Source organism: Micromonospora cathayae (assembly GCF_028993575.1).
GTDB classification, from domain to species: domain Bacteria; phylum Actinomycetota; class Actinomycetes; order Mycobacteriales; family Micromonosporaceae; genus Micromonospora; species Micromonospora cathayae.
In genome coordinates this window covers 4,499,226-4,521,212 of record NZ_CP118615.1, presented here as the reverse complement: position 1 = coordinate 4,521,212, position 21,987 = coordinate 4,499,226, and the positions used below count along the sequence as shown (strand labels likewise).

The following is a 21,987-nucleotide window of genomic DNA, read 5'->3' as shown; positions in this document are numbered from 1 at the left end:
CCACCAGCGGTTTTCGACAGGTGCAGGAGGACAGGTCCAGCCGGGCGGCGGGTTGCGCGTCCGGCCACTGTCGTCGGAAGGTATGCCGACGGAGCTGCCCGCGAGCCGGCCCGATCTCCAGCGGACGTCGTGGGGCGTCGCGGACACCGGGGGACACACGTGCACACGGATCTACAGCGCATCGTCGACACGATGGCGGCCCGGGTGGGCCGGCCGGCGCTGATCGAGGACCGACGGCAGCGGGTGGTCGTCTACAGCGAACACAGCGGCGTCCTCGACGACGTACGCCGTACCTCGATCCTGCGCCGGCACACCACGCCGGAGGTGGTCGCCTGGTTCCGTGACGCCGGCATCATGGACGCCCGGGAGCCGATGCGTACCCCGGCCTGTCCCGAACTCGACCTGCTCCCCCGGGTCTGCGTACCGATCCGGCACCAGGACCTGCTGCTCGGCTTCGTCTGGTTCATCGACGCGAGCGGGGCGATGACCGACGCCGACATCGCCGCCGTCACCGAGGCGGTACCCGACCTGTCGCTGGCCCTGTACCGGGAGAACCTGCTCGGCGAGCTGGCCTCGCAGCGGGAGACGGAAGCGGCCCGTACCCTGCTGGCGGACGCCCCGGAGGGGCGGTGCGCGGCCGTCCGGTCGCTGCTCGGGGACGGGCTGGTCGCCGGTGACGGCGAGGTGACCGCCCTGGTCGCCCAGCAGGTCGGCACCGACGGGCAGCCGGTCGACGAGCCGGCCCGGATCGCGTTGGAGCACACCCTGGTCGCCACCCGCCGCTGGGTGGGCACCCGCGAGGCGCTGCACCTGGTGCGCCACGACCACGGCGTGCTGCTGTTGTGCTGCGGACGCGGCAGCGCCCGGGTCTCCGCCGAGGGGGTGGCCCGCCACCTCGGGCAGACGCTGCGCGCCGCCAGTGCGGGCCTGGCGTCGGTGACCCGGACCGTGGTCGGCGTCGGCGCGCCCCACCCCCGGCTGTACGACGCGGCGGCCTCCTACGAGGAGGCGCTGCGCGCCGCCCGGGTGGCGGTCCGGCTGCCCGCTCTCGGACCGGTGGCCACCTGGGCCGACCTGGGCATCTACCGGGTGCTGTCCGGGCTGGACGCCCAGCGTCCCGGGGTGGCCGGGGTGCATCCCGGCCTGGCCCGGCTGATGCGGGACGAGACCAGTCGGGTGTTGCTGGAGACCCTGGAGACCTACCTGGACCTGGCCGGGAACGCGCACGCCACCGCGCACCGGCTGCGCCTGCACCGCACCACGCTGTACTACCGGCTGCAACGGGTCGAGCAGCTCGCCGGGACCGACCTGAAGGACGGCAACGAGCGGCTCTGCCTGCACCTGGCGTTGAAGCTGGGCCGGCTCACCGGCCACTACCGGCCCGGCGGCTGACCGCCCGGCACCGGGCAGCACGGTCCCGGCGGCGGACCGGCCCCACCGGGCAGCACGGTCCCGGCGGGAGACCGGACGGCCGGTAGCCGTGCCCTGCCGTCAGGTCGCCCGCAACGGGTCGAAGAGCAGACTCCAGTTGCCCGGCACCGCAGCCGCCGCGCACTCCAGGTGAGCCTCGTCCTCGGTGAGCCCCGGCCGCCGGTACGCGGAGCCGGCCTCCGGCGAGGAGGTCAGGGACCCGTCCCAGCTCGTGGCGGCGGCCAGCAGATAGCGGAGGTGGTTGCCGGGGGTGAGCCGGTTCGCGCGGATGGACTCGGTGGTGAACCGGCGGTCCTCCTCGGTCGGCACCAGGCTCGACTCCGTCTCGGCCCAGGCCACCAGGTCGGCCCAGTACGCCTCGTCGTGCGTCCCGGTCCGCTGCCGCATGTGCCGGCTGGCGAACGCGGCCATCACCGCCGGGTCGTCGATCAGCGGGGAGAGGACCAGGTCGCTGCTGAAGTCGAAGCCGAAGTAGTAGCGGACGCCGTCCAGCGTCAACGACTCGACACCGCCGATGTGCCCGATCCGGTCGGGCAGGGGCGCGGGAACCTGTTCAGTCACGGTCGGGATGCTGCCACGGCGGTCCGACATTCCCGCCGGGTGTCAGGCGGTCGGGGACGCCGTCCCGGGCGGGAACCGGTCGATGTTCTGCACCACCCAGCGGCGCAGCAGCGCCAACGGTACGCAGGCGTCCCGGCCGAGCGGGGTGAGCGAGTACTCGACGTGCAGCGGCACCGCCGGGTAGACCGTGCGGTCGATCAGGCCGTGCTCCTCCAGTCGGCGCAGGGTGGCGGTGAGCACCTTCGGGCTGATCCCGTCGAGGCGGGTACGCAGCGCGCCGAAGCGGCGGGGCCCGTCCTCGAGAGCGCCCAGGGCCAGCGCGCTCCACTTGTTGGCCAGCAGGTCCAGCACGTGCCGGCAGGGGCAGGACGCGTCGTACACGTCGTGGGCGCGGTCGCAGGCAGCGGTGATCATCCGACCATCGTAGTACCTTTCGGAAAGTAGTATCCGTTGACGGTAACTAGGGTCGTCCGCATAGCGTCGGCGGCATGGCTGAACTGATGCGCGCGGTGGGCTACCACCGCAGCCTCCCGATCTCCGATCCGTCCTCGCTGGTCGACCTGACCCTGCCCGTCCCCGAGCCGACCGGCCACGACCTGCTGGTCCGGGTCGAGGCGGTCTCGGTCAACCCGGCCGACGCCAAGGTCCGCCTCAGCGGTGACCCGGACGGCGGACCGAAGGTCCTCGGGTACGACGCGGCCGGGGTGGTGGACCGCGTCGGCGACCAGGTCACCCTGTTCCGCCCCGGTGACCAGGTCTGGTACGCCGGCTCCGTCGCCCGCCCCGGCACCAACGCCGAGCTGCACCTGGTCGACGAGCGGATCGTCGGGCCGAAACCGGCCACCCTGGACTTCGCCGAGGCGGCGGCCCTGCCGTTGACCGCGCTGACCGCCTGGGAGGCCCTGTTCGATCGGCTCCGGCTGACCGCCGACAGCCGGGGCAGCCTGCTCGTTCTCGGCGCGGCCGGCGGGGTGGGCGCGGTCCTCGTCCAGCTGGCCCGGCAGTTGACCAGCCTGGAGGTCGTCGGTACGGCGTCGCGGCCGGAGTCCCGGCGGTACGTGCTCGACCGGGGCGCGCACCGGGTGGTGGACCACCACGCGGACCTGGTGGCCGCGCTGCCGGACGGCGTCGACTACGTGTTCAGCCCGCACTCCGCCGGCATGGTCGACACGTTCGCCCGGATCGTCCGGCCGTTCGGCGCGATCGTGGCGATCGACGAGCCACCTGGCCTGGACCTGCTGCCGTTGAAGTCGAAGAGCATCGCCTGGCACTGGGAGCTGATGTTCACCCGGCCGCTGTACGACCCGACCAGCCTGGCCCAGCACGAGATCCTGCGGCAGGTGGCCGACCTGGTCGACAAGGGGGTCCTGCACACCACGCTGACCACCCGGATCGACGGGATCGACGCGGCCAACCTGCGCCGGGCCCACGCCCTGGTCGAGTCCGGCGGCACGATCGGCAAGATCGTCCTGACCCGGCGGTAGGGCGTGGACCTCCGACGACCCGGGCCGGGCCTCGGCCGGCAGGGCCCGGGCCTCGGTCAGGAGGGCAGGTCACCGGCCAGGTAGGCGGCGCGCAGGGCGGCCCGCTGGCGTTTGCCGCTGGTGGTCCGGGGGATGCCGCCGCGCGGCACCACCACCACCTCGGCCAGCGACAGCCCGAAGACCTGCCGGACCGAGGTGGCCACCGCCGCCCGCAGCGCCGGCCAGTCCGGGGTGGCCGCCCGGGTCTCCACCACCGCGATCACCGGCTCGGTGCCCCGCTCCTCCGTGGGGCAGGAGAAGACCGCGCTGGCCCCGGTACCGACCTGCGGGTGTTCCTCGATCACCGCCTCCACGTCGTACGGGGGCAGGTTCCGGCCCCGGACGATGAGCATCTCCTTGCGGCGGCCCACCACGTACAGCTCGCCGTCGTGGCGTACGCCCAGGTCGCCGGTGTCGTGCCAGCCGTCGGGCGGGGCGTCCACCCCGTCGGGGGTACGGTAGCCGGCCATCACCGACGTGCCGCGTACCTGGATGGCACCGACCTGGCCGGCGCGGATCTCCCGACCGGCGTCGTCGACGATCCGCAGCGTCAGGCCGGGCACGGTGGTGCCGCAGCTGACGATGCTGCGGGACGGGCGGCCGGGCACGGCCGGGGCGGCGATCCGCTTGTCGTCCAGCGACTCCCGGTCGAACCTGCGCCAGCGGACCCGGCCGAAGGAGGTGTCGGTGGTCGGGCCGGCGTCCAGGGCGAGCGTGGTGGCCAGCACCGTCTCGGCCATCCCGTAGCAGGGCAGCAGCACGTCGGGGCCGAGCCCGTGGCCGGCGAAGGTGTCCTGGAAGTCGCGCAGCACGCCGACCGGGATCGGTTCGGCCCCCACGTACGCCTGGCGCAGGGTGGACAGGTCGAGGCCGGGGTCCGGGCGGCTGGCCTGCCGGTCGGCTGCCGCCCGGTACGCGAACGGGGGCGCGGCGGTCAGCGTGGCGCCCCGCTGACCCAGGTGCCGCAGCCAGGACAGCGGGTCGCGGACGAACGCCACCGGCGGCATCAGGTCCAGTCCGCCGTCGTGGTGCAGCGCCAGCAGCGTCACCACCAGGCCCATGTCGTGGTAGAGCGGCAGCCAACTGAAGATGGTGTCCCGCCCGGCCCGGATGTCGGTGGAAGCGGCGAGCACCGCGACGTTGGCGGCGACGTTGGCGTGGGTGAGCAGGACGGCCTTCGGCGCGGAGGTGGACCCGGAGGTGAGCTGGATGTGGTGGATCAGATCCGGGTGCGGCTCCGGCAGGGCGGTGGGCGGCACCGCGCCGTGCCGGCGCAGCTCGGCCACGGTGAGGGCGGGCACCCCGGCGGGTACCGCGGCGGCCACGGCCGGGTCGGTGACGACGACGGCGGCCGGGGCGACCGCGGTGAGCGCCGCGCGCAGGTGCCGTACCCCGGCCGAGGCCGGGTCGCCCGGCTTCGGTGGGGACGCCACGGTGCAGGGGGCGATGCCGGCGAGCAGGCAGCCCAGCAGGACGACGAGGTGGTCCGGGCCGGTGGGGGCGACCAGGACGATCCGGTCGCCGTACCCGATGCCGTGGTGAGCCAGGCCGGCCGCGGCGGCCCGGGCGTCGTCCAGCAGGGCGGCCCGGGTCAGCTCGCCGGTCATCGCCCGGGAGTCGAAGAAGCCGACCGCCGGGGCGGTCCGCCGGGCCAGCGCCCGGTAGTCCAGGACGGCCGGGAGGGTGCCGGTGCTCATCGGCTCAGCCCCGCCGGCGGGCGGCCTTGGCGGCGGCCTTCGTCCGGACGTACTCGACGACCTCGCCGACGGTGGTGAACGCGTAGGCGCGCTCCTCGGGGATGTACACCCGGAACCGGTCCTCGATGGCGGTCATCAGCTCCATCAGCGCCAGCGAGTCCACCGGCAGGCTCAGCAGCGGCGTGGTCAGGTCCACCGCGTCGAGGTCCACCCGGGCCAGGTCGTCGGCGTCGAGGACGGTGGCCAGGGCGTCCCGGAGTCCGGTGAGGACCTCGGCGGCCTCGGGCACGTGCCCGGGGGCCGGTGGCGCGGAGGCTGGGGCTGGGGCGGGGGCGGGGGCGGGGGCGGGGGGCATGGTCTGCTCGGCCATGGGGAGGGGTTTCCTTCCGGGGTCAGTTGTCGCGCGGGTCCAGGCCGAGGGCCGCCTTGCCGATCATGTCGCGCAGGGCACCCAGGTTGGCGCCCATCACCGCGCCGGCCCGGGCGTCCCGGTAGTGCCGTTCCAGCGGGTTGGAGCGCAGGAAGCCGTGCCCGCCGGTGACCTGCATGGCGGTGTCGGCGACGGTCAGCGCGGTGGTGTTGCAGACGTACTTCGCCATGTTCATCGCCGGCAGCGCCTCCAACGGGTCGGCCTCGGCGGTGGCGGCCCCGTGCAGCAGGGACAGCTGGGCGGTGTGCAGGGCGACGGCCATCTCCGCGACCTGGAACCGGACGCCCTGGTAGGCGGCGAGGTTGGCCCCGGTGTTGGCGTGCACCCGCCGGGTGACGTGGGCGGTGGCGACGCCGTTGGCGGCCCGCGCCACGCCGAGGCTGGCCGCGGCCAGGCCGACGATCAGGGCGGGCAGGGCGTGGGCGAGCAGCGGCATGCCGCCGCCGTGGCCACCGACGCAGACCTCGGCCGGTACCCGGGCGTCCAGCACGACGGTGTTGGCGCAGTTGGCCCGCATGCCGAGGGCGTCCCAGGTCTCCTTCACGGTCAACCCGGGGGTGTCGGCGGGCAGCAGGAACATCGACTGGCCGCGCCGGAACTCGGTCTCCCCCGAGTGCGTGTTGATCAGGTAGTGGTCGACGTGGCCGGCGCCGGTGCAGAACGCCTTGGTGCCCTGGAGGGTGTAGCCGCCGTCGTCGGTCGGGGTGGCCCGCAGTTGCGGGGCCAGGACGTTGCCGCCGGTGCCGGGTTCGGAGAAGCCCCAGGCGACGAGCCGGCCGTCGGCGACGACCGAGCGCAGCACCCGCGCCGCGTACGGGTCGGGGCTGGCGGACAGCAGTCGGGTGGCCCCGCAGTGCATCGCGAAGATCAGCGCGGTGGAGCCGCACGCCTCGGCGAGTTCGGCCACGGCGAGGGCGTAGGTGACCAGGTCCGCGCCGAGGCCCCCCCGTTCGGCGGGAATCAGCAGACCGAGCAGGCCGGTGCCGGTGAGGTCGGCGAAGTTCTCGGCGGGGAACTCGCCGGAGCGGTCGTAGCCGGTGGCCCGGGGGGCCAGGCAGCGCCGGGCGACGGCGCGGGCCTGGTCCACCAGGTCCTGCTGGTGTGGGCTGAGGGTGAAGTCGACCAACGGGAACTCCTAGCGTCCGGTGGGTACGGGCACCTGGTCGCGCGCCCGCCGGACGGCGGCGGCGAGGGCCTCGGGGGTGTGCCAGCGGGCGTCGATGATGTGGTAGTCGGCGGTCGTCGGGCCGGTGGCCGGCTGGTAGACGGCGTTGCCCCAGACGGTGAGCACGGGCGGGGTGACGCCGGCCGGCAGTGGTTCCCGGTGCCCGTGGTTGAGCTGCCACCGCTGGTGGGCGCGGATGGTGTACGGGGTGTCGCACAGCGGCCGGCAGTCGGGTGGGCCGCTGTGGTGCCGGCGGGCGGTCGGGCAGGACCGGCCGTAGCCGACCGGCACCGCGTCGACGTACCGGCGGACCGGCCAGCCCTCGGCGACGGCGGCGGTGACGTCGGTGTCGGCGTCGACCTCGACGGCCGCCGGGCGCAGCACGGCCAGCAGCGCGGTGTCCACGGTGGCCGGCGGCGCGCCGGCGCGGTCGGGGTGGGCGCTGTGCGGGCGGGCCCGGGTGAGGCCCAGCCCGGCGACCAGGGTGCAGTCGGCGGGCCGGTCGGCGAGGGCGAGCGCGGTGCTGGCGTCGTTGACGGCGACGGTGGTGGGGCCGTCGGCGGTCACCGCGCGGATCCGGGCGAGCAGCTCGTCGGCGGTACGCGGCCAGGCGACCGGGGCGACGAGCACCACGGTCCGGCCGGCGGCCCGGATCTGAGCGGCGGCGGCCCGCAGCGTGTCGGTGTCGGGCAGTTTGGTCAGGCAGCCCTCCTGGCCGAGGCCGATGGCGTCGACCGGCGACGCCAGGGCCTCGGCCAGCCGGGCGGGGGTGGTCAGGCGGATCTCGACGGTGGTCAACCCCGGCCCCTTCAGACGTAGGCCCGCTGCTGCGGGGTGTCGCGGAATCGGCAGCGCTGCTGGTCGCAGAAGCGGGGCAGCCAGCCCATCTGCCACATCAGTTCGACGCGGTCGATGGCCGCGATGACCTCGGGCATCGGGGTGCCGGTGGCGTGCCCGCGCACCGCCCGGCGGTACATCTGGGTGATCTTGGCGTTCTGCCGCAGGTTGGGGCTCTCCCGACCAGGGATCTGCAACGCGCGCACCCCGATCTCGACCAGGGCGGGCACGTCGCACAGCGCGCAGTCGGACGCCCCGTCGAGGAAACCGCCCAGGTCGACCGCGGTCCCGCCGGCCGGCCCGCCGGCAGATTCACCGGTGGGGTCGCCGTCCTGGCCGCCGGTCCAGCCGGCCCGGCAGCCCAGCCCGATCCCGGGGGTGTCCGGCAGCCGGCAGCGGGTGCAGTCCAGGCCGGCCCCGGTCTGCACCGGCGTCTCGATCTCGAGATCGTCGAGGGCGCAGAACGCGGCCACCTCGGCCAGGGTGAGGGTGTGCGGCAGCACCACCCGACGGACCCGGTACGCGTCCCGCAGGTGGGCGGCGTACGCCACCGTGGACACCCCCATCGGGCTGCCCGCCACCAGCGTGACGTCGTCCCGGTCGGCGAGCCGGGCGCAGCCGGCCAGGTTGCCCACCACCACGGTGTCCGCCCCGGCGGCCAGGCCCTGCCCGACATGGCCGAGCCAGGCGGTGGTGTGCGCCGGGTCGACGACCGGGGCGTCGGCGCAGAAGTGCACCCTCAGCCCGGCGGTGTGCGCCGCCGTGACCAGTTCGGCCAGCAGGGCCGGGCTGGACACGTGGGTCGGTTCACCGTCCCGGCGGGCCGGCAGCGCGTCGAAGCTGACCGGGACGTCGGCCGGGGGCAGCAGCCCCAGGTACACCTCGGTGGCTCCGGCGGCGATCTGGAGTTCCAGCATCTTCAGCGACCGGACCGGCGCGTTGAGGGCGACCTGCCCAGCCCGGTCCGGGGCGACCTGCCCAGCCCGGCCGGGCAGGCTGGGGGCCCGGCCGGGCAGGTCGGTCCGGGGCGCGCACGGCTGGCCGGCGCGGGGGTCAGCGGACACCGGCCGTCCCCACGGTGGCCAGCGGCGTACCCGACCGGCCGGACACCCGGCGCACCTGCTCGACGGCGGCCACGGTGGCCCGGCCAGCCGTGTCGATGTCCGCGCCGGTGGTGCCCGCCCCGAAGGAGAACCGCAGGGTGGCACGGGCCTGTTCGACGTCGAGGCCCATCGCGGTGAGCACGTGCGACGGGGAGTCCTGCCCGGCGTGGCAGGCCGACCCGGTGGAGACGCAGATGCCGTGCATGTCGAGCACGTCGGCGACGGTGTCCCCGCGTACCCCGGCGAAGGTGACGCTGACCGTCTCGGCCATCACCGGGTCGGTGGCGTTGACCCGTACGCCGTCGAGGGCGCCGAGGTGCCGCAGCAGCCGGGTCCGCAGCGCCCACTGCTGCTGCCGGTACGACCGGTCGTGCAGCCGGGGCAGGGCGGCGGTCGCGGCGGCGGCCATGCCGAGGACGCCCGGCAGGTTCTCGGTGCCGGCGCGGCGGCCGTCCTCCTGGCCGCCGCCGCAGACCAGTGGTTCCACCGTGTGGTGGGCGGCCAGCCGGAGCGCGCCGACGCCCTTGGGGCCGCCGAACTTGTGGGCGGAGATGCTGACCAGGTCGGCGTCCAGGGTGTCGATGGGCAGCTTGCCGGCGGTCTGCACGGCGTCGACGTGCATCAGCGCGCCGGCCGCGTGCGCCCGTTCGGTGATCTCCCGGACCGGCTGGACCGCGCCGGTCTCGTTGTTGGCGTGCATCACCGACACCAGCACCGTGTCGGGTCGCAGCGCGGCGGCGACCCGGTCCGGGTCGACGTGCCCGGACGGCTCCGGGGGCACGATGGTCACGTCGACGCCCCGGCGGCGCAGCGCCGCGGCGGACTCCAGCACCGCGGAGTGCTCGATGGCGGTGGTGACCAGGTGGCCGCGCCAGTGCCGGGGCGCGAAGGTGCCGCGCAGCGCCAGGTTGATCGCCTCGGAGCCGCCGCCGGTGAACACCACCTCGCCGGCCGGGCAGCCGAGCAGCGCGGCCACCTGGGCACGGGCGGTGCCCAGCGCCTCGTGGGCGGCCTGCCCGACCGAGTGTCGGCTGGACGGGTTACCGAACAGCCGCATGCCCCGGCCGATGGCGTCGAACGCCTCCCGGCCCAGCGGGGTGGTGGCGGCGTAGTCCAGGTACACGAACTCCGACAGGTCGTCGGCGGGACATCGGGGGTCAGCCGGCACAGGTGATCGGGTCGTCATCGTTGGTCCCCTGTCGGAAGTTGTCCACCAGTCGGCGCGCCACGTCGGCACCGAGCGCGGCGACGTGCCGCTGGTCCGGGGCCAGGCCGCCGGCGAGCTGCTCGACGCGGGTGGCGTCGAGGCCGGTGACGTCGGTCAGCGGCGTGCCGGCGATGGCGGTGGTGAGCAGGCTCGCCACGGCCAGCGACGCCGAGCAGCCGAACGCCTGGAACCGGATGTCGGTGACCACGTCGTCGCGGACCCGGGCGGTGAGCAGGATCTGGTCGCCGCAGACCGGGTTGCCGACGAACGCCCGGACGTCGGCGTCGGTGATCTCCCCGGAGTTGCGGGGGTTGGTGAAGTGGTCCACCACGGTGGGGCTGAACCGGGCCATCGCGCCGCCGCCCCTACTGCCCGGCGGGCGCGGGCACCGCGCACTCGGCGACGATCTCCCGCGAGTCGAGGAACTTCTCGATGCTGACCGCGCAGCAGCCGAGTTCGGCGCCCTGGCGGCGGCGGCGGAACGACACCGTCTGGCCGGTACGCCCGCACGGGCAGCCGCTCTCGTCGACCTCGCCGACGTCGTCGGAGAGCAGGAACCCGGGGTACGCGGTGTTGAGCGCGTCGAGGATGGCGATGCCACCGGTCTGGCCGGCGGGCAGCTCGACGGACGGGTCGGTGACGTCCCGGATGGACACGTAGCACCACGGCGGCACGTGCTTGCGGTGGTGCTCGCACTCCACGGCGAGCATGTTGGACTCGATCATCCCGTACATGTCGCGGATCCGGTCGGGCGCGACGCCCAGGTAGCGTTCGATCTTGCCGTCGAAGTCGGCCCGGCTGATCGACTCACCGGTGTACCGCTTCCAGCCGCCGAGGGTGATGACCATCGACTCCGGGTCGAGCTTGACCTCGATCTCCTCCAGCTCCAGGTAGCGCAGCAGCCGGTTGATCAGGAACGGCGGGCCGATCACGTGCCGGGTCATCTCGCCGTCCCACCTGCGCAGGTACTCCAGCGCCTCGTCCGGGTCGAAGGCGTAGTCCTTCACCAGGTACACGTGGTCGTCGAAGACCCCGTTGAGCAGGTTGAACACCTTGACCATGCCCATCTCCGGCGTCTCGGCCGTGGACGGGCAGAGGAAGAGTCCGGCGCCCTTGGAGAGGGCGAAGAAGTCCCGGTAGGAGCCGAAGATGCCGGTGACCGCGCGGGTGACGGTGGCGGTGTCCCGGCGGGCCACGCTGGGCACCCCGCCGGTGCCGGTGGAGCGGATCTCCAGTTCGATGTCGGTCAGTGGCGCGGTCAGCAGCACGTGCGCGTCGGGCCGCTTGAACATGCTCACCGGCAGCAGCGGGATCCTGGGCAGGTCCGCGCGGCTGGTGACGTCGTCCGGCGTGACGCCGTCGGCGTCGCACTGGGCGCGGAAGAAGTCGTTGCGGTCGAAGTGGTACCGGAACGCGTCGCGCAGCACCGCGGTGGCCGCGGCCTCCCACTGCTGCTGCGGCAGCCGGGACGCCGTCCCCGGCGCGCCCAGCATCGTCGCTAGGTCCATGCCTGTTCCCTCCCCCATACGCGGCCCCGGACGGTGGCCGTCGTCGTGACGCCCCGTCACGAAACGCGTTAACAACTCCGGTTAACGGACGGTCAACTATGGGGGTAGTACTACTGCGGTAGTCAAGTCGGCTCGGACGATGGACGCACGGCTGTGACCGAGTGGACGATCACCCCCGGACCGATCGGGGTGACCGCCGCCACGGTACGGTCTCCGGTCCACTATGGATCGGAACGCCGAGCGTCACGTGGTGTTCGCCGGCCGGAAACCCGTCCCCCCGGAACTTCTCCTACCGTGGTAGTACTACGGTGGTAGTCACCCGGTCCGGGTGGGCCTATGATGGTGCGGTGATCCGACTCGGTGCGCTCGAACGGGCAGTGATGGACTGCCTCTGGACGGCGGACCGTGCCATGACGGTGCGTGAGGTTCACGAGACACTGCTCGAGGACCGCCAGCTCGCGTACACGACCGTCCTGACGACGCTGCAACGCATGGCCCGCAAGGGTCTGGTGAACCAGTCCCGGGACGAGCGCGCGCACCGCTACGGTGCGGCGTCCAGCCGGGCCGAGATGTTCGCCGAGTTGCTCGCCGACGCGCTGGGGGTGGCCGGCGGCGAGCCGGGGGCGTTCGTCCGGTTCGTCGACGGGCTGGACGCCGAGGACCGGGCGGCGCTGCGCGACGCTCTTGACCGCGACGTCGAGGATCGTCGAGTCGGATAGCAGTGGGGCGGCAGGCGGCCCCTGGGGGAGGCAAGTCATGTGGCCGTTGCTGCTCACCATCGTCGCGACCGGCTGCGCGTTCCGGGCCACGGCCGGCGCGCCACCGGGCACCTGGACGTACCGGATGCCGTGCGCCGTGCTGGGCCTCTGGGTCGGCGCGGTCCTCATGGTGCCGGTCAGCGCGGTGGCCGCGCTGCTGATCCTGGCGGCGGACCGGCACACCCCGGAGACGACCCAGCTGTGGTCCACCGTCCCGACGGTCGGGGTGAGCGCCGCACTGCTGGTGCTGTCCGGGCGGATAGCGGTCCGGTTCCGCCGGCTCAACCGGGCCGCCCGGCAGCGGCGGCGGCGACACGAGATGCTGATCGACCTGTTCGCGGTACGCCATCCGGAGCTGCCCGGGGTCGACGTCGTGCCGGACGCCCGGCTGTTCGCCTACAGCGTGCCGTGTGTGGTGTCCGGCCGGATCGTGCTCTCCCAGGGGACTCTCGACCAGCTCGACCCCGAGCCGCTGCGTGCGGTGCTGGCCCACGAACGCGCGCACCTCGTCGCCCGGCACCACCTGGTGCTGCAACTGGCCACCGCGCTGGCCCAGATGTTCCCCCGGCTGGGCACCGGCGGGACGGCCACCGGCCGGATCCCGACCCTGATCGAGATGGCCGCCGACTGCCGGGCCCGGCGGCGGATCGGCCGCCAGCACACCATCGACGCGCTGACCGTGCTGGCCGGCACCCCGGTCCCGGACGGGATGCTGGCGGCCGGGCACCACGCCGTGGCGCTGCGGCTGGCGGTGCTGCGGCGGCCGGCCGACTGCTGCCAGGCCGGCCGGGCGGCCGGGGTGTACGCCGCCGCCGTGGCGATGCTGGCGCTGGCCCCGACGGTCGCCCTGCTCAACCAGATCGTCGACCTCTGCCTGCCGGGTGTCGCGTGAACCGGCCGGCACCCGCCGTGGCGGGCCTTGACGCCGCGCTCGATCTGCACTACGCCGGCCTGCTCGCCGACGCCCGCCAACCGGACGACGACCGGCCTGACGGCGGTCGGCGCGGCGACGATCAGTCCGGTGACGGCTGGTCCGGTGACGACCGGTCCGGGGGCGGCTGGTCCGACGATCTCGGCCTGGTCGGGCCGGACGCGTTCCGCGCCGCGATGGCCGCCCTGCCCACCGGGGTCAGCGTGCTGACCACCCGGCACGACGGTGGCGTCTGGGGCATGACCGTCGGCTCGCTGACCTCGTTGTCGCTGCGACCGCCCCTGCTGCTGGTGTGTCTGCGCCGGGGCTCCACCAGTCTGGAACTCCTCGCCGAGCGGGGCCGCTTCGCGGTCAGTGTGCTCGCCGCCGACCAGGGTCCGGTCGCCGACGCGTTCGCCCGGCCCCGCGATCCGGGCACCGCCGCCGAGAGTTGCGCGGAGCTGGCCGGCCTGCCGGTGGTCGACGGGGCCCTGGCCTGGTTCACCTGCCGGCACCGGCACACCTACCTGGGCGGCGACCACGCCATCGTCATCGGCGCGGTCGAGCACGCCACGCACCGGGACGGCGATCCCCTCGTCCGGCACGCCTCCCGGTACCACCGCCTCCACCCGTCGACCGCCAGCGAAGGAACGCCATGACGCACGTCGTCCACGTCGAGGAGAGCATCGACATCGCCGCACCGCCCGAGCTGGTGTACGCCACCATCGTGGACGTCACCCGGTGGGGCCGGTTCAGTCCCGAGTGCACCGGTGCCACGGTGGTGTCCGGCGGCGGTCCCCTCGGGGTGGGCAGCAGGTTCTCCGGCCACAACCGGCGGGGTCCGGTACGCCGTTGGACGACGCACTGCCGGGTGACCGTCGCCGACCCCGGCCGGGAGTTCGCCTTCGACAGCGCCGCCATCGGGCTGCCCATCGCCACCTGGAGCTACCGGCTGGAGCCGCTGGACGGCGGCGCGGGCACCCGGTTGACGGAGGTCTGGCACGACAACCGGGGCCGGTTGATGCGTGCCATCGCCGTGCTGGTCTCCGGTATCCGGGACCGGGCCAGCCACAACCAACAGTCGATGCAGGTCACCCTGCGCCGGCTCCGCGACCACCTGGAGCAGCCGACCGGGTAGCCCCGGGGCCCGGGTCAGATCGTCCCGGGCCGCCCACTGTTCGACATATGCTGAATCCAGCATGTGATGTACTGTCCGGCGGGCCGGGGTGTCCCGGCCGCCGCCCACCCTGGTACCCGGTGGTCCCACCGCCGAGAAGTGGAGAGAGACGGCCCATGCCGAGCACAGCGGAACGACAGAGATGGTGGGCGCTCGGGGCACTGACCCTGGCCGTGCTCACCATCGGCTTCGACGTCACGATCATGAACGTGGCCCTGCCGACCATGGCCACCGAACTGTCCGCCGGCACCGACGCCCTGCAGTGGATCGTCAACTCGTACATCCTGCTGTTCGCCGGCCTGATGCTGCCCGTCGGCGCGATCGCCGACCGGTACGGCCGCCGCCGGGTACTGCTCATCGGGCTGGCCATCTTCGCCGGGGCGTCCCTCTGGGCGGCCTGGGCCGACACCTCCGACGCCGTGGTGGCCGCCCGCGCGGTGCTCGGCGCCGGCGCGGCGGTGATCATGCCGACCACGCTGGCCACCATCGCCGTGCTGTTCGCCCCCGCCGACCGGGGCAAGGCGCTGTCCATCGTGGTCATGGGCATGGGCGCGGGCATCCCGCTCGGCCCGATCATCGGCGGCTGGCTGCTCGAACACTTCTGGTGGGGTTCGATCTTCCTGGTCAACGTCCCGATCATCGCCGCCGCGATGGTGGCCATCGCGCTGCTCATGCCCGAGTCCCGGGACCCCGCGCCACCCCGGCCCGACGTGCTGGGCGGCCTGCTCTCCATCGCCGGCCTGCTCAGCCTGGTCTGGGCGGCGATCGAGGCCCCCGACCGGGGCTGGGGCGACCCGGTGGTGCTCGGCGGCTTCGCCGTCGCGGCGCTGCTGCTGGGCGCGTTCGTCTGGTGGGAACTGCGCACCCGGCAGCCCATGATCGACCTGCGCCTGTTCCGGGGCCGGCAGTTCACCTGGGGCAACATCAACGCCACCGTGGTCAGCTTCGCGCTGTTCGGGCTGCTCTTCGTGGTGCCGCTCTACCTCCAGTTCGTACTCGGGTACGACGCCCTGGCCACCGGGCTGCGACTGCTGCCGCTGATCGCCGGGTTCGTCGTCGGCGTCGGGGTCGGCACCCGGATCGCCGGCCGGATCGGCCACCGGATCCCCATCGCCACCGGTCTGCTGCTCACCGCGGTCGGCCTGGGCATCGGGGCGACGACCACCGTGGACAGCGGGTTCGGTTTCGCCGCCGGGTGGTACGCCGTCGCCGGGCTGGGCATCGGCTCCGCCCTCACCCCGTCGATGGACGCCGTGCTGGCCGTCCTGCCCCCGGAGCGGGCCGGCTCCGGCACCGCGATCACCATGACGTTGCGCCAGGCCGGCGGCGCACTCGGCGTGGCGGTGCTGGGCAGCCTGCTCTCCCAGGTGTACGTGGACCGGCTCGACGTCACCGGCCTGCCCGCCCCGGCGGTGGAGGTGGCCCACGACTCGATCGCGGGCGCGGTGGCGGTGGCTGCCCGGGTCGGCAACCCGGCCCTGGTCGACAGCGCCCACGCCGCGTACGTCGAGGGCATGCAGCTGGTACTGCTCACCTGCGCGGTGATCGCCGCGGTCGGGGCCGTCCTCACGGTGGTCTTCATGCCGGCACGCGGCCGGCAGCTCGGTGCCGACCCGGCCCGCCCCGCCGCCACCGTGCGCGGCTGACCCGACGTCGGTGCCGGGCGGCCGGCCTCCCGGTGCACGGCTGAGCCGACGTCGGCCTCGGCGTGGGAACTCCTCCCGGTGCCCCGCGCCGACGTCGGTGCCGGCGGGTGCCCCTCCCGGCAGCCGCCGGCACCGACCCACCACCGACCCGCCCGGCCCGGTCGTCGGCGCACCCCGGAGCCGACCAACAGTACAGCGGACGATGTATAGTCGGGCGGTGCAGACACTGACCCACGGGCAGGTGCTCGCGCGCTTCGGCCACGCGCTGTCCGACCCGACCCGGGCCCGACTGCTGCTCGCCCTGCGCGACGGCCCCGGCTACCCGGCCGACCTCGCCGACCTGCTCGGCACCACCCGGCAGAACGTCTCCAACCATCTCGCCTGCCTGCGCGGCTGCGGCCTGGTCGTCACCGCCCCGGAGGGCCGGCGCACCCGGTACGAACTCGCCGACCCCCGGCTCGCCCACGCCCTCGGGGACCTGCTCGGCCTGATGCTCACCGTCGACCCGAGCGCCTGCCCCGACTCGGCCCGCAAGGGATGCTGCTGATGACCGGGCTGCTCCCGCTCCTACCGGTCCACCCGGATCCGGCCCGGACCGCGCTGCTGGTCCGGCGGATCCGACTGCTCGTCGCCGCCACCATCACCTACAACGTGATCGAGGCCGTCGTGGCGATCACCGCCGGCACGATCGCCTCGTCCACCGCCCTGATCGGCTTCGGCCTCGACTCGGTCATCGAGGTGTCCTCCGCCGCCGCCGTGGCCTGGCAGTTCACCGGCCGCGACCCGCACGCCCGGGAGAAGGTGGCGCTACGGGTCATCGCGGTGTCCTTCTTCGCGCTGGCCGCATACGTCGGCACCGAGTCGATCCGGGCGCTGGTCACCGGGGCCGAGGCGGACCACTCCACGGTCGGCCTGCTGCTGGCCGCGCTCTCCCTGCTGATCATGCCGGGGCTGTCGAACGCCCAACGGCGGGCCGGCCGGGAACTCGGCTCCCGGTCGGCGGTCGCCGACTCCCGGCAGACCCTGCTGTGCACGTACCTGTCCGCCGTGCTGCTCGTCGGTCTCGGCCTCAACAGCCTGTTCGGCTGGTCCTGGCCCGACCCGGTGGCGGCGCTGGTCATCGCGGCGGTGGCGGTCCGCGAAGGGCTCGACGCCTGGCGCGGCGACACCTGCTGCGCCCCCACTCCGGCATCCACCCCGACCGCCGTCGTCACCGGATGCGCCGACGGCTGCTGCGGCACCGGGCCCCACCCGCCGGCAGGCTCCCGCCCGCCGGCCTGAGCCCGTCCGCCGGGTGGTCGGCGACTTGCGGGGCTCGTCCAGACTGGCAGGCAGCCGTCACCCGGAGGACACCATGGACGACAAGCAGCCGCCCGCCACCCCGCACGGGCCGCCCCCGCCGTACTATCCGGCGTACCCGCCGATGAACACGTACGCGATCCTGTCGCTGGTCTTCGGGGTGGCGGTCTTCCCGCCGCTGGGCATCTACTTCGGAAACCGGGCCAAGCGCGAGATCGAACGGACCGGGGAGCGGGGCGTCGAGCTGGCCACCGCCGGCATCGTGGTCGGCTGGGTCTTCACCATCATGTACGTGGTCTTCCTGGTCATCTGGTGCGCCCTCGCCGGTTCGCTGCTCACCTCCGGAGCCACCGTCTGAGGTCCACTGTCGGTCATCCGTCCCACCGTCCCGCCGGCCCGGTGGTTGACTAGCATGGATCCCCGCCGGATCGACCGCTCCGACGGACGGAGCGGCCCCGGCCCGGGAGCGACATGATCGATGGATCGGTGCCGGCGTCCGCGCTCGTCCGGCTGCGGGGACCGTCCGGCCGGGTGGTCGGTACCGCCTTCCTGGTCGCCGCCGACCTCGTCGTCACCTGCGCCCACGTGGTCGCCGCCGCCCTCGGCCACCCCGGCCCGGAACCCCCGGCCGGCGCGCTGACCGCCGAGTTCCCGCTGCTGGACGACGACACCGGGGCCGGCCGGCGGGCCGTGGTGGTCGGCTGGCAACCGCGCCGGGCCGACGGCAGCGGGGACAGCGCCGTCCTGCGGCTCGACCGGCCGGCACCACCCGACGCCCGACCGGCCCGGTTGACCCGCACCGAACCGGCCTGGGGCGACGAGGTACGGGTCTTCGGCTTCCCCGCCGACCTGCCGGAGGGCTTCGGTGTGTGGGTGGAGGCCGAACTGCGCGCCCGGCAGGGGGCCGGCTGGCTGCAACTGGAGTCCCCGCCGCACCGCCGGGCCATCGGCCCCGGGTTCAGCGGCGCTCCGGTGTGGAGCCCGACCTCCGGCGGGGTGGTCGGCATGGTCGTCGCCGCCGAACGGTCCGCCCACACCACCACGTCGTACCTCATCCCGACCCAGGCCCTCGTCGACGCCCACCCGGAGATCGCCGCCCCCGACCCGGCGGAGACCTGCCCGTACCGTGGACTCGCGCCCTTCCTCGAGGAGCACGCCACCCACTTCCGTGGTCGGGAGGCGCTGGTCGAGCGGATGCTGGCACAGGTACGGCAGCACCCGCTGCTGACCCTCGCCGGCCCGTCCGGCAGCGGAAAGTCGTCCCTGGTCTACGCCGGACTGATCCCCCGGCTACGCGAACGCGGCACCCTGGTCGCCGGCTTCCGGCCGCTGCCCGGGGTCCGGCCCGCCGCGTTGCTGGCCGGGGCCGTCATCGGCGTACTCGAACCGGACCTCGGCGAGCTGCGCCGGCACGACGAGGCGACGGCGTTGGCCGACCGGCTCGACACGTCGGTCACCGACACCCTGCCGTGGCTGGCCGGACGGCTGGCCGACCGGGCCGGTGACGGCGGGCTGCTGATCTTCGGGGACCAGTTCGAGGAACTCCCCACCGACGACGCCCGGGAGCTGTGGCGGCTGCTGCACCGGCTGGTCCGGGCGACCCCGCGCCGGCCCACCGGCGGGCCGGGGATCCTGGTCGCGCTGACCATGCGGTCCGGCACTCTGGACGCCCTGGTCACCGACGACACAGCGGCCGAGGCCACCGACGGGGTGGTGTTCGTCCCCCCGATGAGCCGGGAACAGTTGCGGGCCGCGGTCACCGCCGCCGACGTCGACTTCGAGAGCGGCCTGGTCGAGCGGATCCTGGACGACGCCGGCACCGCGCCCGGTCACCTGCCGCTGGTCGAGTTCACCCTGGCCCGGCTCTGGGAACGCCGTACCGCCGGCACGCTCACCCACCGGGCGTACGAGGAGATCGGCGGCGTGTCCGGCGCGCTGGCCCGGTACGCCGAGGACGTGTACCGGCACCTGCCGCCCGAGCGGCGACCGGAGGCCCGCCGCCTCCTGGTCCAGTTGGCCCGACCGGAGGCCGACGGGGGTTTCCTGCGCCGGCCGGTCCGGCTGGCCCACCTCGGGGACGAGTCGGGTGAGGTGCTGGCCCGGCTGGTGGCCAGCCGGCTCGTCGTGGTCGGTCGGGGCACCGACGGCACCGAGGTCGCCGACCTCGCCCACCAGGCGTTGATCGCCCACTGGCCGGAGTTGCACGGCTGGCTGACCGAGGAACGCGACTTCCGTACCTGGCAGGAGGAGCTGCGGGCCGACCTGGCCCGGTGGGAGGCCGACGGCCGGGACCCCGGCGGCCTGCTGCGCGGTGTGCCGTTGGCGACCGCCGAACGGTGGCGGCGCGAGCATCCGGCCGGTATCAGCCCGGCCGAGCACGCCTACCTCCGGTCGAGCCGGGCGCGGGAGCAGCGCCGGATCCGGGTGCTGTGGACGGTGGTGGCGGTGATCTCGGTGCTGGCGCTGGCCGCGACCGGGCTGGCGGTGGTCGCCGCCCGGCAGACCGCGCAGGCCGACGCCCGGCTGCGCACCGCCGCTTCCCGGGCCCTGGCCGACGACGCCAACCGGACCCGGCAGGTCGATCCGCGGATGTCGCTGCAACTGGCCCAGGCCGCCTGGCACCACGACCGGTCCGCCGAGGCGTACGGGGCGCTGTTCTCCTGGTACGCGGCCACCCAGTCGGTCGACGCGGTGTACCAGGACAGCTGGGACGGCGACCTGCGGCGGATCGCGACCAGCCGGGACGGCGACGTGGTGGTCTTCGAGAACGCGACCGGCCGGCCGGCGGTGTGGACCGGGATGGCCGGCCCCCACCCCCGGGAGGTGTTCCTGCCCTCCGGGGGCCGCACCGACATCGGCGGCACCTGGACGCTGAGCCCCTCCGGCGGGACCCTGGCCTACGCCAACGCCCGGGGCAGCGTGCTGCTCTGGGACGTCGAACGGACCAGTGGGCCGGTGGTCCTCGCCGACACGCCCCTGGACCCGGATCCCGCCGTCCAGTTCACGGTCGCCTCGGTGAGCTTCGCGGCCGACGGCAGCCGGGTCATGGTGCGCTGGGCCCTGCCGAGCGGTGATTCTTCGGTCCTGCGGGTCTGGGACACCGCCAGCGGAACCCCGGTCGCCATCGTCAACCCGATCGGTGCCGGTGAACGCCCCGGACAGGTCTCCTTCGGCCCCGATCCGGGCACCCTCGTGGTCTCCTCCCACGTCGGCCCGACGCACCTGTACGACCTACGGACCGGTCGGCGGCTGCGGTCCTTCCCGGTCGATGGTGGGGTGGGCGACGCGATCGTCCGGTACGGTGCGGCGGTCACCCGGTGCGACGACGACCGGCTCCGGGTGCTGGACACCGCGACCGGCCGGGAGGTGGTGGCGGTGTCACCGGGCGTCCGGTGTTCGGCCTATCTGGACGCGGACGTCGGCACGGACTACGCGGTCTTCGCGGGCCACGCGGACGACGCCGTCAACACGGACCTGACCATCGTGGACCTCCGCTCCGGCCGGGTGTACCGGGTCGCCGCGCCACCGGTCAGCCCGGTGGTGCCCGGATCGGTCGGGCTGACCGTGGCCGTGTCCGGCCCCGACGGCCGTCCGGTGACCCTGCTGGGTGGGAAGAACCTGGGCTACCGGCTCCGCGCGGCCGACCCGTTCGCGGCTTCCGGGCCGGCCCGGCCAGCCGCGCCGGGTTCGGTCCGGGTGACCGGCCCGCGCGGCCGGTACGAACTGACCGTCGACGGCGAGAGCGGCCGGATCGAGCTGACCGACGTGGCGACCCGGAAACGGCTCGGCAGTGCCTCCGCGCCGCCTCCCCCCGACATCGTCAAGGTCATGTACAACGGCCTGTGGGTGGCGTTCTCCCCGGACGGCACCCGGCTCGCGGCGGTGCACAGCGGTTCCCTGGTGGTCTACGCCCTGCCCGGTCTGGCGGTCACGCACCGGCTCGCCCTCCCGGTGCCGCCGGACATCGGTACGCCACCACCGCCCTTCGGCGCCGACGACTGGTCCAGCTCGGTGTTGTTCGACACCGACGGTCGGGTGGTCGTGCTGCACGCGGGGGTCCTCACCCGGTGGGACGTGGCCTCGGGCACGCGGGTCGACGAGCCGCTGCCGGTCCGGGCCGACGTCGACGGGCTGGCCCGGTCCGCCGTGCTGGCCTACCTCGGCCGGCAGCCGAGGCCCGGCCGGGCCGGCGAGGTCGCCGTCGTGCAGCCCAGCGGGGACGTCGAGGTGTGGAGCGTTCCCCGGCGCGACGTCGTCGTCCGGCTCGAGGTGAGCGCCGCCCGCAACCAGGGGGCGGTGGTGTTCCACCCGGAGGGCACGCGGATGGCCGTGCAGTCGTCCAACGGCGACGTGACGGTGTGGGACGTCGACAGCGGCCGGAGCCGGGGCGGCATCATCCCCACCGGTCCGGTCGACAGCATGCTCGGCTTCACCGGGGACAGCGGGCTGGTCACGGTGGGCTCCGCCGGCGCGCCCGGGGCCAAGCTGTGGGACGAACGGACCGGCAAGCTGTTGGCGGCGCTGCCCGTCGCGTCGACGGAGAACGCGCCGCTGTGGTCGTTGACCGGCGGCACCCTGTCGAGCGTCCAGGGCTCCCAGGTCCGTACGTTGCCGCTGGACCCGGAGCAGTGGATGAGGCGGCTGTGCGGGTTGAGCGACCGACCGTACACCCCGGACGAGCGGGAGGTGATCGGGCGGCACAGCGGCACCACCGGAAAGCCCTGCCCGTGACGGG

21 protein-coding genes are annotated in these 21,987 nt (G+C 74.3%); 11 read left to right on the top strand and 10 right to left on the bottom strand.

The window, feature by feature from the left end; all coding sequences use genetic code 11:
• The first annotated feature begins 159 nt into the window (after positions 1-159).
• The gene (locus tag PVK37_RS20500; protein ID WP_275029195.1) at positions 160-1,392 is read left to right on the top strand and encodes a PucR family transcriptional regulator; all 1,233 of its coding nucleotides are present in this window, start codon (positions 160-162) and stop codon (positions 1,390-1,392) included.
• A gap of 99 nt (positions 1,393-1,491) precedes the next feature.
• Here PVK37_RS20500 and PVK37_RS20495 read toward each other — a convergent pair whose 3' ends face one another.
• Together PVK37_RS20495 and PVK37_RS20490 are read right to left on the bottom strand one after the other, a co-directional pair.
• Positions 1,492-1,992, bottom strand: coding sequence for a hypothetical protein (locus PVK37_RS20495; RefSeq protein ID WP_275029194.1), 501 nt, complete (start codon positions 1,990-1,992; stop codon positions 1,492-1,494).
• A 42-nt stretch (positions 1,993-2,034) separates the two neighbouring features.
• Positions 2,035-2,406: a winged helix-turn-helix transcriptional regulator gene (locus tag PVK37_RS20490; RefSeq protein WP_275029192.1), complete on the bottom strand. Its 372-nt coding sequence runs from the start codon at positions 2,404-2,406 to the stop codon at positions 2,035-2,037.
• A 74-nt stretch (positions 2,407-2,480) separates the two neighbouring features.
• Between PVK37_RS20490 and PVK37_RS20485 the strand changes: the two genes are divergently transcribed.
• Positions 2,481-3,476 (top strand): zinc-binding alcohol dehydrogenase family protein, encoded by a 996-nt coding sequence (locus PVK37_RS20485; RefSeq protein WP_275029191.1) that lies wholly within the window; start codon positions 2,481-2,483, stop codon positions 3,474-3,476.
• A 56-nt stretch (positions 3,477-3,532) separates the two neighbouring features.
• Here PVK37_RS20485 and PVK37_RS20480 read toward each other — a convergent pair whose 3' ends face one another.
• From PVK37_RS20480 to PVK37_RS20445, 8 genes are read right to left on the bottom strand one after another with little or no spacing between them, the layout of a single operon-like run.
• Positions 3,533-5,212 carry an AMP-binding protein gene (locus PVK37_RS20480; protein WP_275029190.1) on the bottom strand — a complete coding sequence of 560 codons (1,680 nt, stop codon included), beginning with the start codon at positions 5,210-5,212 and terminating at the stop codon, positions 3,533-3,535.
• A gap of 4 nt (positions 5,213-5,216) precedes the next feature.
• Complete coding sequence (locus PVK37_RS20475) at positions 5,217-5,582, bottom strand: acyl carrier protein (protein WP_275029188.1); 366 nt, start codon at positions 5,580-5,582, stop codon at positions 5,217-5,219.
• 22 nt (positions 5,583-5,604) lie between these two features.
• Entirely contained in the window at positions 5,605-6,768 is a 1,164-nt protein-coding gene (locus PVK37_RS20470; RefSeq protein ID WP_275029186.1) for an acyl-CoA dehydrogenase family protein, read from the bottom strand.
• A 9-nt stretch (positions 6,769-6,777) separates the two neighbouring features.
• A complete protein-coding gene (locus PVK37_RS20465; RefSeq protein WP_275029185.1) occupies positions 6,778-7,605 on the bottom strand; it encodes a hypothetical protein in 828 nt (275 codons plus the stop codon).
• Between the two features lie 11 nt (positions 7,606-7,616).
• Entirely contained in the window at positions 7,617-8,708 is a 1,092-nt protein-coding gene (locus tag PVK37_RS20460; protein ID WP_275029184.1) for a U32 family peptidase, read from the bottom strand.
• Entirely contained in the window at positions 8,698-9,933 is a 1,236-nt protein-coding gene (locus PVK37_RS20455; protein ID WP_275029183.1) for a cysteine desulfurase family protein, read from the bottom strand. The genes PVK37_RS20460 and PVK37_RS20455 overlap by 11 nt, the downstream gene beginning before the upstream one ends.
• Positions 9,905-10,306, bottom strand: coding sequence for an iron-sulfur cluster assembly scaffold protein (locus PVK37_RS20450; protein ID WP_275029182.1), 402 nt, complete (start codon positions 10,304-10,306; stop codon positions 9,905-9,907). Before PVK37_RS20450 ends, PVK37_RS20455 begins: the two co-directional genes overlap by 29 nt.
• A 13-nt stretch (positions 10,307-10,319) precedes the next feature.
• Positions 10,320-11,462: a LuxE/PaaK family acyltransferase gene (locus PVK37_RS20445; protein WP_275029181.1), complete on the bottom strand. Its 1,143-nt coding sequence runs from the start codon at positions 11,460-11,462 to the stop codon at positions 10,320-10,322.
• A 347-nt stretch (positions 11,463-11,809) separates the two neighbouring features.
• Between PVK37_RS20445 and PVK37_RS20440 the strand changes: the two genes are divergently transcribed.
• The 9 genes from PVK37_RS20440 (at position 11,810) to PVK37_RS20400 (ending at position 21,983) form a co-directional block, all read left to right on the top strand.
• Positions 11,810-12,181: a BlaI/MecI/CopY family transcriptional regulator gene (locus PVK37_RS20440; RefSeq protein WP_275029180.1), complete on the top strand. Its 372-nt coding sequence runs from the start codon at positions 11,810-11,812 to the stop codon at positions 12,179-12,181.
• 37 nt (positions 12,182-12,218) lie between these two features.
• Entirely contained in the window at positions 12,219-13,112 is an 894-nt protein-coding gene (locus PVK37_RS20435; protein ID WP_275029179.1) for a M56 family metallopeptidase, read from the top strand.
• A 17-nt stretch (positions 13,113-13,129) separates the two neighbouring features.
• Positions 13,130-13,789 (top strand): flavin reductase family protein, encoded by a 660-nt coding sequence (locus PVK37_RS20430; RefSeq protein ID WP_275029178.1) that lies wholly within the window; start codon positions 13,130-13,132, stop codon positions 13,787-13,789.
• Entirely contained in the window at positions 13,786-14,268 is a 483-nt protein-coding gene (locus tag PVK37_RS20425; RefSeq protein WP_275029176.1) for an SRPBCC family protein, read from the top strand. The genes PVK37_RS20430 and PVK37_RS20425 overlap by 4 nt, the downstream gene beginning before the upstream one ends.
• Positions 14,269-14,423: 155 nt before the next feature.
• A complete protein-coding gene (locus PVK37_RS20420) occupies positions 14,424-15,953 on the top strand; it encodes an MFS transporter (protein WP_275029174.1) in 1,530 nt (509 codons plus the stop codon).
• A gap of 202 nt (positions 15,954-16,155) precedes the next feature.
• Positions 16,156-16,500, top strand: coding sequence for an ArsR/SmtB family transcription factor (locus PVK37_RS20415; protein WP_480212887.1), 345 nt, complete (start codon positions 16,156-16,158; stop codon positions 16,498-16,500).
• A complete protein-coding gene (locus tag PVK37_RS20410) occupies positions 16,491-17,234 on the top strand; it encodes a cation efflux transmembrane domain-containing protein (protein ID WP_423790826.1) in 744 nt (247 codons plus the stop codon). The genes PVK37_RS20415 and PVK37_RS20410 overlap by 10 nt, the downstream gene beginning before the upstream one ends.
• A gap of 73 nt (positions 17,235-17,307) precedes the next feature.
• Entirely contained in the window at positions 17,308-17,610 is a 303-nt protein-coding gene (locus PVK37_RS20405; protein ID WP_423790825.1) for a DUF4190 domain-containing protein, read from the top strand.
• 113 nt (positions 17,611-17,723) lie between these two features.
• Entirely contained in the window at positions 17,724-21,983 is a 4,260-nt protein-coding gene (locus PVK37_RS20400) for an nSTAND1 domain-containing NTPase (protein ID WP_275029169.1), read from the top strand.
• The last annotated feature ends 4 nt before the right edge of the window (positions 21,984-21,987 follow it).

Bases quoted from the DNA above. Each gene is read 5' to 3' on its own strand.
- PVK37_RS20490 (WP_275029192.1), bottom strand. From the start codon at position 2,406: ATGATCACCGCTGCCTGCGACCGCGCCCACGACGTGTACGACGCGTCC.
- PVK37_RS20485 (WP_275029191.1), top strand. From the start codon at position 2,481: ATGGCTGAACTGATGCGCGCGGTGGGCTACCACCGCAGCCTCCCGATC.
- PVK37_RS20480 (WP_275029190.1), bottom strand. From the start codon at position 5,212: ATGAGCACCGGCACCCTCCCGGCCGTCCTGGACTACCGGGCGCTGGCC.
- PVK37_RS20475 (WP_275029188.1), bottom strand. From the start codon at position 5,582: ATGGCCGAGCAGACCATGCCCCCCGCCCCCGCCCCCGCCCCCGCCCCA.
- PVK37_RS20455 (WP_275029183.1), bottom strand. From the start codon at position 9,933: ATGACGACCCGATCACCTGTGCCGGCTGACCCCCGATGTCCCGCCGAC.
- PVK37_RS20450 (WP_275029182.1), bottom strand. From the start codon at position 10,306: ATGGCCCGGTTCAGCCCCACCGTGGTGGACCACTTCACCAACCCCCGC.
- PVK37_RS20445 (WP_275029181.1), bottom strand. From the start codon at position 11,462: ATGGACCTAGCGACGATGCTGGGCGCGCCGGGGACGGCGTCCCGGCTG.
- PVK37_RS20435 (WP_275029179.1), top strand. From the start codon at position 12,219: ATGTGGCCGTTGCTGCTCACCATCGTCGCGACCGGCTGCGCGTTCCGG.
- PVK37_RS20425 (WP_275029176.1), top strand. From the start codon at position 13,786: ATGACGCACGTCGTCCACGTCGAGGAGAGCATCGACATCGCCGCACCG.
- PVK37_RS20420 (WP_275029174.1), top strand. From the start codon at position 14,424: ATGCCGAGCACAGCGGAACGACAGAGATGGTGGGCGCTCGGGGCACTG.
- PVK37_RS20415 (WP_480212887.1), top strand. From the start codon at position 16,156: ATGTATAGTCGGGCGGTGCAGACACTGACCCACGGGCAGGTGCTCGCG.
- PVK37_RS20410 (WP_423790826.1), top strand. From the start codon at position 16,491: ATGCTGCTGATGACCGGGCTGCTCCCGCTCCTACCGGTCCACCCGGAT.
- PVK37_RS20405 (WP_423790825.1), top strand. From the start codon at position 17,308: ATGGACGACAAGCAGCCGCCCGCCACCCCGCACGGGCCGCCCCCGCCG.
- PVK37_RS20400 (WP_275029169.1), top strand. From the start codon at position 17,724: ATGATCGATGGATCGGTGCCGGCGTCCGCGCTCGTCCGGCTGCGGGGA.